The organism is Nonlabens xylanidelens, from assembly GCF_002934445.1.
GTDB lineage: Bacteria > Bacteroidota > Bacteroidia > Flavobacteriales > Flavobacteriaceae > Nonlabens > Nonlabens xylanidelens.
This window is the reverse complement of record NZ_PTJE01000005.1, coordinates 1-17679: the sequence shown is the minus strand read 5'-3', so window position 1 is coordinate 17679 and position 17679 is coordinate 1. Positions and strand designations below refer to the sequence as shown.

Below are 17679 nucleotides of genomic sequence, written 5' to 3'. Positions count from 1 at the left end.
TATATAAAAATGCATCAGTAGCCGCCTTCTTTGATCTATTTAAGTTTACTTTACACCTCTATTACCATTTTACATTACTAACCATAATTACCTACATGCTTTACCTTATCATTCCTTTAATAGCAGCAGTCGTACTTTATTTTTTAGTCTTTAAAGAATCTGCTCCACAAAGAAAAAAGGACCATCCATCGTGGCATGCTGCACTAGAAAAGTATGTCTCTTTTTATGAGCAACTTACTACAGAGGATCAAAAGATATTTAGACAGCGCATGGTAGCCTTTCTAGAAGAAACCTATGTAGACGCCGTAGGTTTTGAGATAGAAGAACTCGATAAAATTCTAGTCGCGGCCAGTGCCGTCATACCTGTTTTTAAATTTAAAGAATGGAGTTATAACAACCTTACAGGCGTTATAATCTATCCAGATAATTTTAATGAAGACCTAGGTTATGGAGATGACCATCCAGACCGCATGATAGGTGGACTGGTAGGTACAGGACGTTTTGAAAAACAAATGATACTCTCTAGAACAGCCCTGCATCACGGTTTTAAAAACGATACCGATAAACACAACACAGGCATCCATGAATTTGTCCACCTGCTAGATAAAATAGATGGAGAGACTAACGGTATACCAGAGGCATTTCTAGATAAATCTTATGTACTGCCGTGGATCAATCTCATGCACAAAGAGATGGACGCCATAGACCGAGATGAGTCTGACATAAGATCTTATGGGGCAACTAACCAGGCAGAATTCTTTGCTGTTACTGCAGAGTACTTTTTTTCTAGACCCAAATTAATGAGAAGAAAACACCCAGAATTATATAATATGCTGGACCTGTGCTTTAACCCACAAAAAAGAAAAAAACCTAAAAATTAAAACTTAAAAGACCTTTAATTTTAACGTCCACATAACCTTAAAACCAGACCTGCAAGTTACCTTAGTCCCCATTAAAAAAATAATCATGCGTCATTTCTTATTTATTCTAGTAGTTCTATGTACCACCGCTCCTGCCCTTGCAGACGACTGGGGAAAAACAGGCCACCGCACCACTGGTGCCATCGCACAACAGTACCTTAATAAAAAAGCTAGAAAAGCCATCTCAAAATTGCTAGACGGTGAGTCTCTAGCACTGGTTTCTACCTATGCAGACGATATAAAGAGCGATACCCTTTATAGAAAATATGGACCACATCACTATGTAAACATACCCTTTGAGGCAGACTATGACAGTCATGAAAAAAGTGAGCGTGGCGACATTATAAAAGCCATAGACACCTGTATAGCAACGCTTAAATCAAAAACGGCTAGTAAAGAAGAAAAAGCATTTCAACTGCGCATGCTCGTACATTTTATAGGCGACCTGCACCAGCCATTACACACCGGTATAAGTGAAGATAAAGGTGGTAACGATTTTCAGGTACGCTGGTTTAGAGATGGGTCTAACCTGCACCGCGTTTGGGATTCTCAAATGATAGAAAGCTACGGCATGTCTTATACAGAACTGGCTAGCAACATGCCACAATTAACTAAAAAAGAACGCAAAGCAATGGGCAGCGGTACCCATAGAGAGTGGCTAGCAGACAGCCGCGTACTTGTAAAAGATATCTATGCACATACAGAGGTAGGAGAAAAACTAAGCTACCGTTACATGTACGCCTATTTTAATAAATTACGTGGACAGTTACAAAAAGGAGGCGTGCGTCTTGCAGCTCTTTTAAATGAAGTACTGGGATAAATGAAAAGAGTTGGATGGGGTTTCCGCTTTCGCGAAAGAGGAACCTAAACACCACCTATTCTTAAAATTACTCTACTCCATAGCAATGAAAAACATAAAGCTATCACTAGGCTAAACAAATTAACAATTTTAAGACTCCCAAACTACTAATTGGCCTGAACGGGCAAAGGTGTAAAACATTTAAAAATACATTCGCATAAATGAATCCTCTCAAAGTATCCTCTCATAAAATTGAACTTCAATCTAAAGGGGTTCCTGAAATTGTGAATATCAATTACGATTTATGGAGACTTACTATAACTTTAAATTTTGAGGAACAACAAGAGCCTGTTTACGTGACTTTTGAAAATATTATAGGATTCAGAGTATTGGATGAAGGAGACCTACTCGAGTTCTGGGATAATGAAAAAAGAGCCAGCGGATGGATTTGGGAAATAGAACACGGAGGGTGGTTTGAACTAGAAAAAAGCCGAAACGGATTTGTTAGTGGACACTCAAGCCAAAACACGGAATATTTGATTCTTGGAATAAATGATTGTATAAGTGTTATAGATAATGGCAAACCGTTAATAACTCAAGCGGAATAAAACGTTTTACAACAAAACCTATAAACAATACGGGCTTCGGGCTTAATCGCAGGGTTTGCGTATTTTTATGAGGTCGCGAAATCTTTGGGATTTCGCTTTTGAACAAAAAAAGAAAAAACAAAACCAAAAGATTTCGCTATGTGCTTGGCGGAAAGCAAACGCCAGTTTGCTCCCGTACTGTTCATAGCTCAACCGTTGCAAAAAATCAAAGATTTCGCAACATTGAAATTCACCGATTCATTTATAACTAGGTTTATTATAGCTATGCTATTATGGATATAAAAACTGTTGAAAGACCTTGCAAGTTGTTTCGATTGCATGGTTGAAAACTCGTATTTTCAGAACGTAAGAACGTACAAACAACTTGAAAGTTAGTATTTTCAGTATTGAATTCCAAAGTAACATGCTGTTAATATGTCAGATACAGAATGATCTTACAGGAATCAACGTCCCTTATACTCAGGTATAAAGGGCATAGATTCCTTATGAAGTTTTGTTATTATGTATGGCAGTGTGGCAAATGCTTGACATTTCACAACACTCGCTATAATTCATTTTAAAGATAGAACAGTAATTTAGATCAAAGTAATATCTTTAGAGCCATCAATTAAGAATTTACGGTAAGGCTTGATGACTGAAACGAATCATAGCCTTACCGTTATGCAAGATGGCAGGATTGCGATTTTGTGATGGAGTTTTGTGGCGTTGTAAATGAGAATGTGAGTTGCAATTTCGCAAACCGCAAGCAAACTAATAAATGGAATGCGGGCGGAATTTATAAAAACTTTGCGGATCTGAAAACGATTGCGAAATTTAAGCGGTTCTCTCCCACTCAGGCGGAATTGACAAGTAAAGCGGCAATGAGGAATATTACACTAGCAACGCCCCAACAGCGGAATCTAAACGTGACAATATTGAGAGCGCCACCATTGCATAACACCGCATAAAAGCAATAAGCACTGCTGAATTTCTTCGAAATTCATTGCGCTTTTGCTATTTTTAGGGCGTGGCAGCAATTCCTTCGGAATTATCTGCTTACTGCTCTTATACCTAACCGTTATGCGAAATATCAAAATACTCATATGGATAATAAAGTAAAATATATTTCTCACAAATTCAATGAAGATTATAATGATGTTAAAGCTTTAGCATTATACTTCGATCGTATTGATATCGTAGAACAGCCATATATACATTCCGTTGAAGATGAAAATTCTCAAATCATCGAAAAAATTGATTCTTTAGGCAAAAAGAAATTTTACAAACAGAATTCTATCATTAAATCAGGTGATTTTTTAAGTGACGAGTTTAAAACTCATTTAAAACCACTTGAAGATGAAAATCTAATTGAGTACAGTATTGATTTTGGCGAATTAATAAATATTCCTACAAAATACTATAAGGTTAATCGCAAACCGTTTGTGCCAGTACAAAAATCAAAGTTAATTTATGGAGATGACAAAAAGATCTTACCAAAAAATCCTAATGAACAAGTATATTTTATAAATAACGATGCATTAAATACTCAAATAAACTCTCTTACTTCTTCCAATATATTTAGCTCTGAGATATCGTATCTAAAAAAAGAAATTTTAAAGCAAAGAGCTTTCCATAATTTAATTTTAAATAGTCCACATCTTAGAAGAACAGCTACTTCTAATACATTTGAAGACATTAAATCAACTTACAAAGATGATTTATTTGAGGTAAAAGAATATTTAGGTAAATTAATTCAATCTTACATAGATGCTAACAGCTTAGGACATAGTACAATTACTACGAGTAATATAATGAATGAAATTATATTTAATACATCACAAGATGCCCATTTTTTGAAAGTAAAAAATGAATTTCAGAATCAATTTCAGGTAAATCCATTTTTAGTACATCAAGCTATAAAAATTGGAATTCCAAATTTAAGTAATATACCTACACACGAAATATTAGAATTTAGAAACAAATCTAAAGATGAGTTGAAGGAATTTAAATTAACTCTTGAGGAAATCACTTTAAATCTTTTATCAAATTATGATTCAGAGTTTATTTCTTTAAACGCTCAAAAGATCGTAGAACTAAAAGTCAAACCTCTGATTGAAAATCTATCTGAGAAACTTGGTGATACAAAGCTGACAGTTGCTAAATCTCTAATAACTGAAATCCGTGATCCAAGATCATATTCCCCACTTCTACTTACACTATCAAACGATATATCAAATACCCTAATTTATTTAGTGAGTATCGGAATAATTAGTTTTAATACAGCATTTGAATATTATTCTAATAACAAAAAAAATAAAAAAGATGGAATATATTATCTACTGAAAGCAAAAAAATACTTCGAATAACAAAGAACTGTGGTAAAAAACAAGCGAATTTCACTTAATTTCTAACCAGTACACTTCTATATCCGTCATCGTATATTAATCCTGATTTTGCTATGGCAAAAGCCTGTTTTAAGACTCCCAAACTACTAATTGGCCTGAACAGGCAAAGGTGTAAAACGCCTCGTCTTAAATCCGGTGCATACTTACTTTTGTCATGCTGCCACAAATAACTGGCGTGAACAAAGCATAAAGCGTATCAGGCGTTTTAAACGCTACCTGTGAGGCTGTATAATTCATAATTAGTCTATCTTTAAAATCCTAAATTAACATCTCTAACATTGGGATACAAAGCAAAACGCCTCACACGCCTTATACCTTTGCCCGTTACCACACATTTGAATGAACATCGAAAACAGAACTAAATTAGAGAAATGGCTCGACCAAAATTATTGGTTTGAAGACGGATTTATATCTGAAATTAATGATTCAAAAAGCGGACTTGAAATTGTCGTCGGATATCAAACAGTTGGAACATATGTCGCAGGAGAAAAACAAGAATTAAAGGAGTTTAGTTTAAAACCAATCGGACTTACGAATTGGACTTATAAAAAAGAACAATTCTCACCAACAAAAGAATCTTGTATTAACGGAATTGACTTAACGGAAAAAGGAATTGGTTTAAAATTCGATACAGAAAGTGTGTTTGAATTGAATTGTGAATCCATAGAAATTAGCGAACCGAAAATCACTCAAACCTATACAAAACCTTGGATTAGTAACCGTGAGATTTATATCACAACAACCGAAAAAGAAGTTCCAACAGCCAATTATTGGATTGAAAAACTTGAAGAATATGGTTTTAAAACAGGTTTTAGATATTTTGCGAGCGAACTTATTCAATCCGAAAATGTTCCATATCCAGATTATAGTGGATATTTTATCCAAACTCTAAATAAAATAAGTGAAACTCAAAAAGGTTTGTTTTTCAAATTTATCGGTTTAGAAAATGGAGAATTACGAATAGGAATTGAAAATGGAGACGAAAATAAAGAGTTGTTTAATTCCATTCAATTAATAGTTTCAAATTGGAAAAACACAACAATAAATTCTGGGAATGTAAAATTTACTGGAAAAGAATTTAACGAATTTTTAGAAAACGGAAAATATCCCGAACGAATTGAAAAAATAAAAAACGTGTGGTAACACCGTATATAATTTATTGCTAGTTTTAGCCTACTTACGAACATTCCTGCGGAATATTCTATTCGGTTTTTATTTGCTAAATTAGGTGCTTAAAACACGCAACAAACCATATACAACAACGTTATGTAGCATTACCAAAAAAGACTATGAAAAATTCTTATTCAAAAAAAATAAACCTATCTTTTATTGGTAATATTAGAATAAACTTTTATGGAATATCCTCTGAAATAATTAAAATCTATGAAAAAGAATTAGAATTTGAGAGGCAAAAGTCTATGAAACATTTAGGTGTTATTGCTGATGTTTTAGAAAGTTCAAACCATTCAAGATATGAATATTTAATGCTTCAATGTTTCTTGATTGACGTAATTGAAAACACATACAAAGGAACACCAAATGCAATCGGGTCTATCAAAATTGACGGAAAAGAATATTTTGGGAACTCACTTATCAAAACTTGGTTTTTACTTTCAAACTTCGGTCATACTTTTAAAACCATTGGAGACGAAAAAGCACTTCTATTATTTACTAATGAAAGAAGAGGTTTTAAATCTGAATTGATTAATAGTATAGATGATAAAGATTTAAAAGATTATGCTTTAAATGTTATCGATTCATTTGATTACCCTAATTTCCATCACATCCTTACTCTATGGAGAATTAACAAAAAGATTAAAAGTGTCACAAAGAAAAAGCAAATAATTAAAATTTATAAGTTATTCTTATTAGGTAAAACAACTACAAGAGTAAATCAAACAAAGTTAGAGTTACTTAAGCATTTAGCTTATTACGCAAGAGAAATAGCTATAATTTCTATTGATGGTCATAATACACATATTCCATTTACTATAAACCCATTATCTACATTGATGTCTGTAGATGTCTATGAAAGTAAATTAAAAAACAAAAGTGTCTTTAATGTATTAGACCCTTTAGTTTCAGTATTAATAAATGAAGTTTATTTAAATAAAGAAGTTTTAACCAAACAAAAAGAATACGAACTTAATAGTCTTAATTTTATTAAATCTTTACCTGCGAAAAAAAAGAATTACAGAGAAATATTAGAAAAAGCATTTGACAAAGGGTTAAGGGAAAGTGATGATATTGAACTAACACATTTTTTTAGATTTAAAATCAAAGAAAATAATATAAAACGTAAATCTATTCTTAATGAATATAGAAATATTCAAACAGTAAAACGGAAATGTAATCCTGTAGAAGCTTCTTTAGATTTCAATCCTAAAACGAATGAAAAAGTTTATGATTTCTTTATTGACAAAAAATTCAAAAAAAACAACTTACCTATTTTTATTTTTAATATTTGTCAAATATTAGAAAATCAAATAAAGGAAACCGTAAACAATGAAATAAAACAATATGAAAGACTTATATCTGGTTTAACAGAAGAATTAAAAGAAAAAATAACTTCAGAATCTGAAATAGACGAAATTATTCAAAATTCTCTTGGTTTCTTAGGTTCCGATGTGCTGGAAAAGATTAATAAAAAAATATTACCTGCATTTAGGGCTTTACTATCTTCAATAATTACCTATTTCTTAGATTCTAAATTTACCTTCGAAATAACAGACACAAATGTTCCATACAATTTGGTTGGAATAAAATTAAATGATTTAAAGTTTAACAATATAAATTCTAACATAAAAAAAGCTTTAACTTTTGAAACGAATAAAGACAGACAATTTGAAATAAAGCAAATTGAAAAAATGATTCCTAAAGAATATGATGGTTATATAATCTGTTCAATGTGCAGAATTAATATTTACGATTTTTCGAAATCACCCAACGAAAGACTTGTTACAGATATTGATTCTGTAATCATTAAAATTAGTAAATCAGATTTAATCATTGAGTTTAATGAAACAAAAAACGTCAAGAGAAACAGAGAAAATGTTGCGAAAAAAGACTTGAATGATTATTTCGTCAAAACATTAAATAAAAATGCGATAGGTTACAGAAACAAACCTGTTAAAGGATTTGGAGCTAAAATTAGACTAAAAATAAACGCTACATAACAGTGTATAAAAAACATAGGGCAGATTAGGCTTGCCTAAAGGTCTGTGTTTATTTATGAAGTCACCAAATATAAAATTTAACATTTTCAACAAAAAAGATAAAAGCAAAATATTATATTTGGCTTAGTATCAATCCGAAACGTATCGCTTATCACCTGCCCTACGTTTCTTATACTGAACGTTCAGGCCAATTACCTGCGGCCGTAGTTCTACGCTATAAAATTTTAATTTGTTCCTATTGCGAACTAAAATTACTCTACTCCATAGCCATGAAAAATATAAAGCTATCTCTAGGCTAAACAAATTAACAATTTTAAGACTCCCAAACTACTAATTGGCCTGAACGGGCAAAGGTGTAAAACGCCTCGTCTTAAATCCGGTGCATACTTGCTTTTGTCATGCTGCCACAAATAACTGGCGTGAACAAAGCATAAAGCGTATCAGGCGTTTTAAAGGCTACCTGTGAGGCTGTATAATTCAAATTTAGTCTATCTTTAAAATCCTAAATTAACATCTCTAACATTGGGATACAAAGCAAAACGCCTCACACGCCTTATACCTTTGCCCGTTGTACCCAATTAAATACTGAATGAAAATAGAGACAGAAATAGAACTTGAACAATGGATGAAATCTAATTGTTATACTTTTAACAGTTATAGCATTAATGGAAGTTTTATCCACAATGGTTTTGGACTTGATAATAATGGTGGTTTATATTCTTGGTATTATACAGAGCGTGGTGAAAGACGAACCTTAAAATACTTCAAAACTGAGGAAGAAGCAGTAAATTATGCATTTGACCAAATAAAATCTGACCAATATGCAAATCGGAATTATATCGGAATGATAAAAGAAAAGCATCGATTAAATGAAATAATATCTGAATTAAAAAAACGCAACATTGAATATTGGACTGACGAAATCCCATATGGAGGATTTGAAGACATGAGGACACGAATATTCGTTATTGGCTGTGATATCAAAAAAGTGGCTGATATTTCACTTCCAAAATAAAACTAGGTACAACACGGTGTATAAAACATAGCTAGTTAAGTGTTTAATCGAAAAGTTTGTGTTTTATTTGCTGAGACCGCCAAGTTTTTAATTTGGCTTTAAAACTGAGTAGTTAAATCAAAATATAAAAAATTGGCTCTGTGATAAACCCAAAATGTAGTGTATTTTTATACGCTACGTTTCATACACTGAGCCGTTGTACACAATATCGGCGCACTCACTCATCGAAAGTGTACTTTGACTAAATTCAACTTGAAATGATAATAATAATCCAATATGTTTGAATCAAAACTTAAACTTATGAAAAAAGTAATTCTTATTGCACTTGGAATATTCGCATCTCAAATATCATTTGGACAAGAATGTTTGAATGTAAAGTTTAAACTACGTGGATATTTTTATGCTGGAACAAGTCAAGTTGACTCGACTGCTCTTGGTGGATTTTACGAAGATAAAAATTCACCTAAAAACCTAACATCTGAAATATCGGAATATTCAAAATCAAACAAATTAGAAATCATTGTAAAACCTGAATTGACTGCTGAATTTGAAAAAGGAATTTTAGGTTTTAAAGTATTTATTATTAATAAATCGGATTCAATATCAGAATTACCAGCACAAGACAGTAGATTATATTTGAAAAGACAAGTGTTCTATAAAAATGAGTGGAGAGACATAGAATATCTACCAAGTAGTTGGTGTGGAAATAGTTATCATAGTGTTTACATAAAACCGAATGAATACTGGGATTTTTCAGCACCTTGCGTGAAAGGGAAAATTAAAACAAAGTTCAGGTTTGAACTTTACATTAATGAAAATTTGACAATATACTCGAATGAATTTGAAGGTAGTTTTAATAAAAGACAATTGAAAAAAGAACAAGGTCATAAACCAATTGGAATTATGGACCCTTATAATAATTAAAAATACTGTGTACAACACCGTATAAAATTAATTGCTGGTTCTAGCCTACTTACGAAAGTCCTCGCGGACTTTCTATTTGTGATTTATTTGCTAACTTTAGTGCTTAAATCACGCAACTAATCTTATACAACAACGTTCAGGCCAATTACCTGCGGCCGTAGTTCTACGCTATAAAATTTTAATTTATTCCTATTGCGAACTAAAATTACTCTACTCCATAGCCATGAAAAATATAAAGAAATCTCTAGGATAAACAAATTAACAATTTTAAGACTCCCAAACTACTAATTGGCCTGAACGGGCAAAGGTGTAAAACGCCTCGTCTTAAATCCGGTGCATACTTGCTTTTGTCATGCTGCCACAAATAACTGGCGTGAACAAAGCATAAAGCGTATCAGGCGTTTTAAAGGCTACCTGTGAGGCTGTATAATTCAAATTTAGTCTATCTTTAAAATCCTAAATTAACATCTCTAACATTGGGATACAAAGCAAAACGCCTCACACGCCTTATACCTTTGCCCGTTGCCATTCATTGGCGGAACGCACTCTGAATGGAAAAAAGGATATGGGATTTGTGTTTTTGTGACAGAATTTTTCTTTCGAAACACCCTAATTATCTTTGCTTAAAATAATTATATATGAATTTCGAAGAAGCATTAAAACTCAAATCAGAAAAACAAATCAAAAATTCAAGTGATTTTAAAATTGTGTGTCCACACTTTATTGACGACCCAATTGGAAATAAAAAATTCACGGATGATATTCCTAATCTCAAATTAACAGACTTGGATGCGAAAAAATATTCGACCAATGAAAAATACGGGATTATGGATATTAATGTAAATATTTTTAATCAATATCGATAGGCTTTCAATAACTGATTTTTGACAAATAAAAAGTTGAATTATAACTCAAATTCTGAATTTAGCCTGTTATGGAAATACTTACTCGAACGGAATTGAAAAATTATGAATAAAGCAGAAATAAATCGGAATAAACTAAAGTCAGTTTTAAAAACTAATTCCTGGTTTCTTTGGGTTATTCCATTGTTTATTTTTGTGAGTTATATGAACGGAATGGAAACTGGACTATTCCTATCTGGACTGATGATTTCAGGAATTTCTCTAGGAATGATTATCCCTGTATTAATTGGTGCTATTTTCAAAAAATACGATTTGAAAAATGTATATGGAGAAATAATAATTTTTGTGATTTCAACAACTTTTTTATGGATTTATATTCCCGACAAAAAACTTTTAGCATTTATGATACCATTCAGCATTCCGTTAATTATAATCGGACTTTTGAATTTAAGAAAATAAAAACAACGAAATGGCAACAACGTGTATAATTAATGGCTAGTTTTCGCCTACTTACGAAAATCCTCGCGGATTTTCTATTCGGTTTTTATTTGCTAAATTAGGTGCTTAAACACGCCACTAATCATACACAAAATCGTTATACACCATTTAAAAAAGAACATTACGGCTAAAACCAAATCATTAAAGAAAATTATATATGAGTAGTTCCGAGCAAATAATAGTTATTCCAAAAATTTATAAGGTTTTTGGAGTAATAGCACTCTTTTATTCCGCAATATTAATCGTAATGGCGATTTATAATCAGTTCTTTTACGTTGACGGAACTTGGTTTCACGGATTTACGGCTAACGGCTTTGCGGTATTTAGTAGTTTCTTATGGATAATAATTATGTTTTTTTTTAAACGTTTTTTAAATAATGTAATTAACTATAAAAAAGCAAATTTATTAATCAATTTTTATATGATTTTTTTAGTAATTCCAGCAATTTTGATGGGAATTGTGATGTATAAATCCGTAAACTTATATTTTTCACTTCAGGATCCTGTTGGATTTAATACCTTATCTGCCTTTGCTATTTCCTCATTCTTAAGTATTGCTTTAATATTTATTTCAAATGGTATCAATATTTTGTTTTGTATTTTGCTAGGTAATAATTTTCGAAAGATTGACGTAGTTGAGCAAACTTTATTCAGAATTTTAGGGTTTGTTTTTATAGTTTACGGTATTGTTGAATTTCTCATAATGTTCGTAATCGAAAATGACACTTTGCATTTTATTTTAAGAGCTATTTTAGCAATATTGGTTGGTTTAATTATAAGAAAGATTTATGGAATGGATTATACCAAGCTTAACCTACAATTAGAATCTAAAAAGGTCTATAAAGCTGATAAATTAAAGCAAAAAATTAAAATAACTGAATTACCGTCAGCTCAAAAAGAAAATGATGTAAAGAGTTTTACTCAATCAAATAAAACTTATGAAGCTGAAAAAAAAGAACAAATGATATTTGAAATTGCACCAATTGTAAATCTCGATGAAATAGAAAATAAGGAGCAAGTTTTTTCTTATTACGAGAAATTATCGGACAGCGAACTAAAAAGATTAAGAATTATTATAGAAAGTAAATATGGTAAAAATTTATCAGAAGATCAAAAAGCTGATCTGATAAAGCATTATATTGGAATGGAGAAATTGTATGATCATCAAAGGTTTCTTCCTAAATAATATCTTGCGAAAATAAACGGTGTATAACAACGTATATAACTCATATCTAGCCAGTTGCTTAATCGGAGTTAAGGTATATTTGCTAGTCCGCCAAATTTTTTAATTTGGCTTATTGATAAAAAAAGATAATAAGAAAATTAAAAATTTGGCTCGTGCTTAACCGAAAATAAGTTCATAATTTACACGCTACGAGCCATATACAAGACCGTTAGCATCAATTTGAAAAAATGAACACGAAAGAATTACTTGGAGAAAGAATTAAAGATATTCTCGTTTGGTCAAAAATGGAAGTTGGCGGACTTGACCAAGGACAAGTTTTTATTGAATTAACTAATGGAAAAACAGTTTCGATTCCCTGGGATTTCGAATCTGAAAATATTGAGACTAAACCGATAGCTAAATCTGAAAGTTTAGTAATGAAATCAAGTGATAAAATCCGAATTGAATCAACTGAATTTAATTTTCCAGAGGGCAAAACTTGGAAAGACGTAAGAGAAGATGTTAAAAGGAATCAAAACTCAACTTTATTCGGGCGACTAAAATATAAACTCGGAATTAAAAACGAAATTCCTAAAAAGTATAAATCAAAATCGACAGAGATTATTGACAACGAAATGAAAAAATTTCAGAATCTAAAAATCGTGAATTTCATAATGTTTGAGGACTATGATTCTGCAGGTTTTTTGGAATTAGAAAACGGAAATATAATAACCGAAACAATAACTGCACCTCACGGAACAGGAATGGCTGGACTGAATATTTTTGAGAATCTAAAAGACTTTGAGGAAAGTTGCGGAAATGAATACAAACGATTAAAAAACAGCTGCTAACAATGTATAAAAAACATAGGGAGTTTGTGCTAAACCGAGAGGTCTGTGTTTATTTACAAAGTCGCCAAATATAAAATTTGGCATTTTCAATAAAAAAGATAAAAGCAAAATATTATATTTGGCTTAGTACCAAACCGAAACGTATAGCTTATCATCTGCCCTACGTTCCTTATACTGAACGTTGTGGTGCATTTAAGACAAACATTGTGAGTTACGATATATATTTCATAAAAAAGAAAGACCTTAAAGCGGAAAACGCTAATTCAATTCTGGAATCTGCGAAACCAACTGAATCAGACGAACTCTTTGTGTCTAAAGATTTAATGCTGGAAATTAAGACAATCTTAAATGAAAAAGGATTGAGTTTTGAAGTTTTTGAAAGCAAAACTGAGGATTATATTGAACTGAATTTTCCGACTTATCAAATTTCGATGTTTAATAGTCAAATAGCAATTTCTCTACCTTATTGGGATTCGAATAGCAATGACGGAATTAACAAAGAGATAAAAACTATTACAAATGTTCTTATCGAAAACGGATTTACTGGATTTGACCCACAAACTGAACAAATTATAAAAGAAAAATACGAATTTCAAAAGACATTTACGGAAACAAAAGGCATTGTGGACGAACATTTAAACCAAATTCAAAATAACAATCTGAACGATAATAATGCAATTAAATATATCGGAATAATTTTAGGAATTTTATTAGTCGGATTTATTGTTTGGAAAATAGTTAGAAAATAAAAGCACTTATTACGGAAATTAAAAAATCGGAAACGTAAATTAAGCGCAGGAAAAACGCACCACAACAACGTATATAGCTCATAGCTAGTTAGTTGCTTAATCAAAGTTAAGGTATATTTGCTAGTCCGCCAAATTTTTTAATTTGGCTTATTGATAAAAAAAGATAATAAGAAAATTAAAAATTTGGCTCGTGCTTAACCGAAAATAAGTTCATAATTTACACGCTACGAGCCATATACAAGACCGTTGTACAGCATTTGACAACCAATGAAAATTTTAGATAAAGAAATACAAATAGATTACCAAAACAGAATAAATCGAGTTTTCCAATATATTGACGAAAATTTAGATTCTGACCTGTCATTAAATACTATTTCTGATATTGCTTTCTTTTCACCATACCATTTCCATAGAATATTTAAGTTTATCACAGAAGAAACTTTGAACGAATATGTGACAAGGCGAAGAATAGAAAAGTCAGCATTAGATTTAATCCATAAAAATGTTGGAATTTCAGAAATATCTCTTAAATGTGGTTTTAACGATAATTCTTCATTTACAAGAGCCTTTAAAAAATATTATGGAATAAGTCCGACTGAATTTAGAAAACAAAATCCAAATAAGTTTAGCAAGATACGTCAATTGGAAAGCAAGAATGGTCAAGAGTATCCTGACTATGACAAATATATTTGCGTCATTAATAATCTTAAAATTTGGATAAAAATGAATGCAAAAATTGAAATTAAAGAAATGCCAAAAATGGAATTGGCTTATGTATCAAGTATTGGTCCTCAAAACCTTGGAAATGCTTACCAAAAATTAATGCAATGGACGACACCAAAAGGTTTAATGAATGAACAAACTAAAATGGTTACGATTTACCACGATAGTTTTAAAGTCACAGAAGCGAATAAAGTAAGAATGAGTGCTTGTATCCTATTAAATCAGTCTGTTGAAACTGATGGAGAAATTGGACTTACATCAATTAAAGAAGGAAAATTTATTGTTGGTAGTTTTGAAATCGGACTAAACGAATTCGAAAAATCTTGGACTGGGTTATTCATCTGGATGAACGAAAATGGTTATAAAAAAGGCGAAGGAAATCCTTTTGAGATTTATCATAATAACCTTAACGAACACCCTCAAAAGAAAGCAATTGTTGATTTTTGCATACCGATTGAATAAAAAACGCTGTACAACAAAGAACTGTGGTAAAAAACAAGCAAATTTCACTTAATTTCTAACAAGTACACTTCTATATCCGTCATCATATATTAATCCTGATTTTGCTATAGCAAAAGCCTGTTTTAAGACTCCCAAACTACTAATTGGCCTGAACAGGCAAAGGTGTAAAACGCCTCACACGCCTTATACCTTTGCCCGTTGTAAGTAATTTAAACAAACCGTGATAATACGAAAGGAAATAAAGAATGACAATGAACTTTACTTATATTTCAATGGAAAATTGATTTATAAAAGATGGTTGAATCTTGGCTATTCTAAAGTCTTTGATAAAATGGCTTATGGAAAAGACACTTTTGTAAGTATTGTAACAGACGAAAATGGAAAAACGAGACACAAGAGAAAAATATTTATAAACGGAGAATTTTGTGAATCTAAACAAGATTTTTGGAATAAATACGTTGCGGAAATAGACTCTGAATCGGTAAAACATTTTGGAAAAAATCTTGATGCTTTTAATGACGCTATAACAGCAGAAGGACCAGGTTTTCCAGGAGATTGTATTATAGAAATAATCGGAACTGAAAAACTGGAAAAAGTATTCGGGAAAGATGATTTTGATTTTATTCTAGATTTATTGAGAAACGCTGAATTCGTAGATTTAATAGTGGAAAAATCAGAGGTGTGAAATACAAAAATATTCCTTCAGCAATTCACAATTTTGGACATAGTTTTTTAAGCTATGAAAATTATGTTGATTCTGATTTCGTAATTGATGAATTGAATAAAATAAGTGGAAAGAATTATGACATAAAAATTGATTGGAAAACTAAAAAATTCCAACCAAAGACAATGATTTCTGACCGAATTACTAAATCAATTGGGTATTAGTATGATAACATAAATGAGCATTTCAAATCACAAAATGTGGAATTTGACTCTCTAAAATCATTTGAACTAATTTGGGAAAATGGAAAAAGACCAAAAGTTATTGCGACTGACGATAGAGGAAAATTTTACGAAAAGGAAATAACAAATACATTATAAACTGAATAAAAAACTACTTACAACACCATATATAATTTATTGCTAGTTCTAGCCTAATTACGAAAATCCTCGCGGATTTTCTATTCGGTTTTTATTTACTAAATTACGTGCTAAACCACGCAACAAACCATATACAACAACGTTGTAGCACATATGAGAAAAACATTATCGACCATATTAATAATTCTATTTATCCAATTTAGTTTTGGACAAAATATCGAGCATTTTACAAAAGAAAACTCTGAATTGACAGATGATGATTTTTGGGGAATCGCAGTTGATAAAGATGGAAATAAATGGCTAGGAAGTGCGAAATCTGGACTTATAAAATTTGATGGCGAAAAATTCACAACTTTTGACGCCAATAATTCTGTTATCAAAGGAAAATACATTTCCCCAATTTTTATCGATTCAAAAGATAATATTTGGGTATCATTTTCGCAACCAAATGGTTTAGCAAAATTTGACGGAAAAGATTGGACGACCTATTCTTCAAGCGAAATCAAATTATCTAAAATTTCAATCATCGATATAACAGAAGATGAAAACGGAATAATATATTTTGGAGGTTCTAACGGATTGACATCTTTCAATGGTATTGAATGGAAAAAAATTAAACTACCGAAAAGTGTTACCATAAGAGCATTGGCTGTTAAAAGCGACAAAGAAATTTACGTAGGACATAATAGCGGATTGCTTATTTATAAAAATACAAAATGGGAATCATTGACAACCGAAAATTCTGAATTGCAACAATATGTTCGTGCTTTAAGATTATATGATGACAACGAACTTTACATTGGTTATGGAGGAAATTTAACTGGAGGATATTCAATCCTAAAAAATGATAAATGGAATCACGTGAACAAAGAAAATTCTGATTTATCGAATAATATGGTTAGAGATATCGAAATCGATGATAATGGAAATTATTGGATGGCGACAAACGATGGATTAAATATTGCTACAAACGACAAAATACAATCTATATTTTTCCGACAAAGAGGAAATGCAATTATGGACATAGCAATTGAAAATAACATTGCCTGGATTGCTACAGGTTATGGATTGTTTAAAATAGAATTATAAAAACGTTTTACAACAAAGAACTGTGGTAAAAAACAAGCGAATTTCACTTAATTTCTAACCAATACACTTCTATATCCGTCATCATATATTAATCCTGATTTTGCTATAGCAAAAGCCTGTTTTAAGAGCTTATTACAGACAGCTATTAAAGCTAGTTTTTTACTCTTTCCTTTGGCTACTATTCGATCGTAAATTGCCTTGCATGCTTTGTTGTATTTACAAGCATTAAAACTGCACATAAACAGTAGGTTTCTTAACTTCTGGTTACCTATTTTACTTATACGTGCTCTTCCATTTATGCTCGTTCCGCTTTGCCTTATTATAGGTGTTAATCCAGCATAACTGCATAGCTCACTTCCACTTTTAAAACGCTCAAATCCATCGGTTAAAACAACTAACATTAAAGCAG

The 17679-nt window shown here is 31.3% G+C and carries 17 protein-coding genes; 16 read left to right on the top strand and 1 reads right to left on the bottom strand.

Annotated elements, in window-relative coordinates; genetic code table 11:
* Positions 1–95 precede the first annotated feature (95 nt).
* The 16 genes from LY01_RS10650 (at position 96) to LY01_RS10565 (ending at position 17270) form a co-directional block, all read left to right on the top strand.
* The gene (locus LY01_RS10650; protein WP_104515840.1) at positions 96–881 is read left to right on the top strand and encodes a M90 family metallopeptidase; all 786 of its coding nucleotides are present in this window, start codon (positions 96–98) and stop codon (positions 879–881) included.
* 85 nt (positions 882–966) lie between these two features.
* On the top strand, positions 967–1740 hold the full coding sequence (locus tag LY01_RS10645; protein WP_104515839.1) for a S1/P1 nuclease: 774 nt from the start codon (positions 967–969) through the stop codon (positions 1738–1740).
* Positions 1741–1940: 200 nt separating this feature from the next.
* Positions 1941–2327: a hypothetical protein gene (locus LY01_RS10640; RefSeq protein WP_104515838.1), complete on the top strand. Its 387-nt coding sequence runs from the start codon at positions 1941–1943 to the stop codon at positions 2325–2327.
* Between the two features lie 1082 nt (positions 2328–3409).
* Positions 3410–4672 (top strand): DUF6236 family protein, encoded by a 1263-nt coding sequence (locus tag LY01_RS10630; RefSeq protein ID WP_104515836.1) that lies wholly within the window; start codon positions 3410–3412, stop codon positions 4670–4672.
* 378 nt (positions 4673–5050) lie between these two features.
* The gene (locus LY01_RS10625) at positions 5051–5854 is read left to right on the top strand and encodes a hypothetical protein (RefSeq protein WP_104515835.1); all 804 of its coding nucleotides are present in this window, start codon (positions 5051–5053) and stop codon (positions 5852–5854) included.
* Between the two features lie 146 nt (positions 5855–6000).
* On the top strand, positions 6001–7887 hold the full coding sequence (locus tag LY01_RS10620) for a ligand-binding sensor domain-containing protein (protein ID WP_104515834.1): 1887 nt from the start codon (positions 6001–6003) through the stop codon (positions 7885–7887).
* A gap of 589 nt (positions 7888–8476) precedes the next feature.
* Positions 8477–8902: a hypothetical protein gene (locus LY01_RS10615; RefSeq protein WP_104515833.1), complete on the top strand. Its 426-nt coding sequence runs from the start codon at positions 8477–8479 to the stop codon at positions 8900–8902.
* A gap of 300 nt (positions 8903–9202) precedes the next feature.
* The gene (locus LY01_RS10610) at positions 9203–9826 is read left to right on the top strand and encodes a hypothetical protein (RefSeq protein ID WP_146080416.1); all 624 of its coding nucleotides are present in this window, start codon (positions 9203–9205) and stop codon (positions 9824–9826) included.
* A gap of 638 nt (positions 9827–10464) precedes the next feature.
* On the top strand, positions 10465–10692 hold the full coding sequence (locus LY01_RS10605; RefSeq protein WP_104515831.1) for a hypothetical protein: 228 nt from the start codon (positions 10465–10467) through the stop codon (positions 10690–10692).
* A 102-nt stretch (positions 10693–10794) separates the two neighbouring features.
* A complete protein-coding gene (locus LY01_RS10600) occupies positions 10795–11148 on the top strand; it encodes a hypothetical protein (protein ID WP_104515830.1) in 354 nt (117 codons plus the stop codon).
* Between the two features lie 196 nt (positions 11149–11344).
* Positions 11345–12373 (top strand): MATE family efflux transporter, encoded by a 1029-nt coding sequence (locus LY01_RS10595; RefSeq protein ID WP_104515829.1) that lies wholly within the window; start codon positions 11345–11347, stop codon positions 12371–12373.
* Positions 12374–12600: 227 nt separating this feature from the next.
* Positions 12601–13203 (top strand): hypothetical protein, encoded by a 603-nt coding sequence (locus LY01_RS10590; RefSeq protein WP_104515828.1) that lies wholly within the window; start codon positions 12601–12603, stop codon positions 13201–13203.
* A 77-nt stretch (positions 13204–13280) separates the two neighbouring features.
* Positions 13281–13952, top strand: a complete 672-nt coding sequence (locus LY01_RS10585) for a hypothetical protein (protein ID WP_104515827.1) — start codon at positions 13281–13283, stop codon at positions 13950–13952.
* Positions 13953–14219: 267 nt separating this feature from the next.
* Positions 14220–15137 carry an AraC family transcriptional regulator gene (locus LY01_RS10580; protein ID WP_245890703.1) on the top strand — a complete coding sequence of 306 codons (918 nt, stop codon included), beginning with the start codon at positions 14220–14222 and terminating at the stop codon, positions 15135–15137.
* A 298-nt stretch (positions 15138–15435) separates the two neighbouring features.
* Entirely contained in the window at positions 15436–15822 is a 387-nt protein-coding gene (locus LY01_RS10575) for a barstar family protein (RefSeq protein ID WP_211289295.1), read from the top strand.
* Between the two features lie 512 nt (positions 15823–16334).
* Positions 16335–17270, top strand: coding sequence for a two-component regulator propeller domain-containing protein (locus tag LY01_RS10565; RefSeq protein WP_104515824.1), 936 nt, complete (start codon positions 16335–16337; stop codon positions 17268–17270).
* A gap of 47 nt (positions 17271–17317) precedes the next feature.
* On the opposite strand, the gene LY01_RS10560 is transcribed toward LY01_RS10565, so the two are convergent.
* A partial coding sequence (locus LY01_RS10560) for a transposase (RefSeq protein ID WP_146080415.1) occupies positions 17318–17679 on the bottom strand: 362 nt, incomplete at its 5' end.

What these genes read in the sequence shown, in the direction of transcription:
- LY01_RS10625 (WP_104515835.1), top strand. Translation starts at nt 5,051, where the DNA reads ATGAACATCGAAAACAGAACTAAATTAGAGAAATGGCTCGACCAAAAT.
- LY01_RS10630 (WP_104515836.1), top strand. Translation starts at nt 3,410, where the DNA reads ATGGATAATAAAGTAAAATATATTTCTCACAAATTCAATGAAGATTAT.
- LY01_RS10605 (WP_104515831.1), top strand. Translation starts at nt 10,465, where the DNA reads ATGAATTTCGAAGAAGCATTAAAACTCAAATCAGAAAAACAAATCAAA.
- LY01_RS10590 (WP_104515828.1), top strand. Translation starts at nt 12,601, where the DNA reads ATGAACACGAAAGAATTACTTGGAGAAAGAATTAAAGATATTCTCGTT.
- LY01_RS10645 (WP_104515839.1), top strand. Translation starts at nt 967, where the DNA reads ATGCGTCATTTCTTATTTATTCTAGTAGTTCTATGTACCACCGCTCCT.
- LY01_RS10620 (WP_104515834.1), top strand. Translation starts at nt 6,001, where the DNA reads ATGAAAAATTCTTATTCAAAAAAAATAAACCTATCTTTTATTGGTAAT.
- LY01_RS10640 (WP_104515838.1), top strand. Translation starts at nt 1,941, where the DNA reads ATGAATCCTCTCAAAGTATCCTCTCATAAAATTGAACTTCAATCTAAA.
- LY01_RS10580 (WP_245890703.1), top strand. Translation starts at nt 14,220, where the DNA reads ATGAAAATTTTAGATAAAGAAATACAAATAGATTACCAAAACAGAATA.
- LY01_RS10565 (WP_104515824.1), top strand. Translation starts at nt 16,335, where the DNA reads ATGAGAAAAACATTATCGACCATATTAATAATTCTATTTATCCAATTT.
- LY01_RS10650 (WP_104515840.1), top strand. Translation starts at nt 96, where the DNA reads ATGCTTTACCTTATCATTCCTTTAATAGCAGCAGTCGTACTTTATTTT.
- LY01_RS10610 (WP_146080416.1), top strand. Translation starts at nt 9,203, where the DNA reads ATGAAAAAAGTAATTCTTATTGCACTTGGAATATTCGCATCTCAAATA.
- LY01_RS10615 (WP_104515833.1), top strand. Translation starts at nt 8,477, where the DNA reads ATGAAAATAGAGACAGAAATAGAACTTGAACAATGGATGAAATCTAAT.
- LY01_RS10595 (WP_104515829.1), top strand. Translation starts at nt 11,345, where the DNA reads ATGAGTAGTTCCGAGCAAATAATAGTTATTCCAAAAATTTATAAGGTT.
- LY01_RS10600 (WP_104515830.1), top strand. Translation starts at nt 10,795, where the DNA reads ATGAATAAAGCAGAAATAAATCGGAATAAACTAAAGTCAGTTTTAAAA.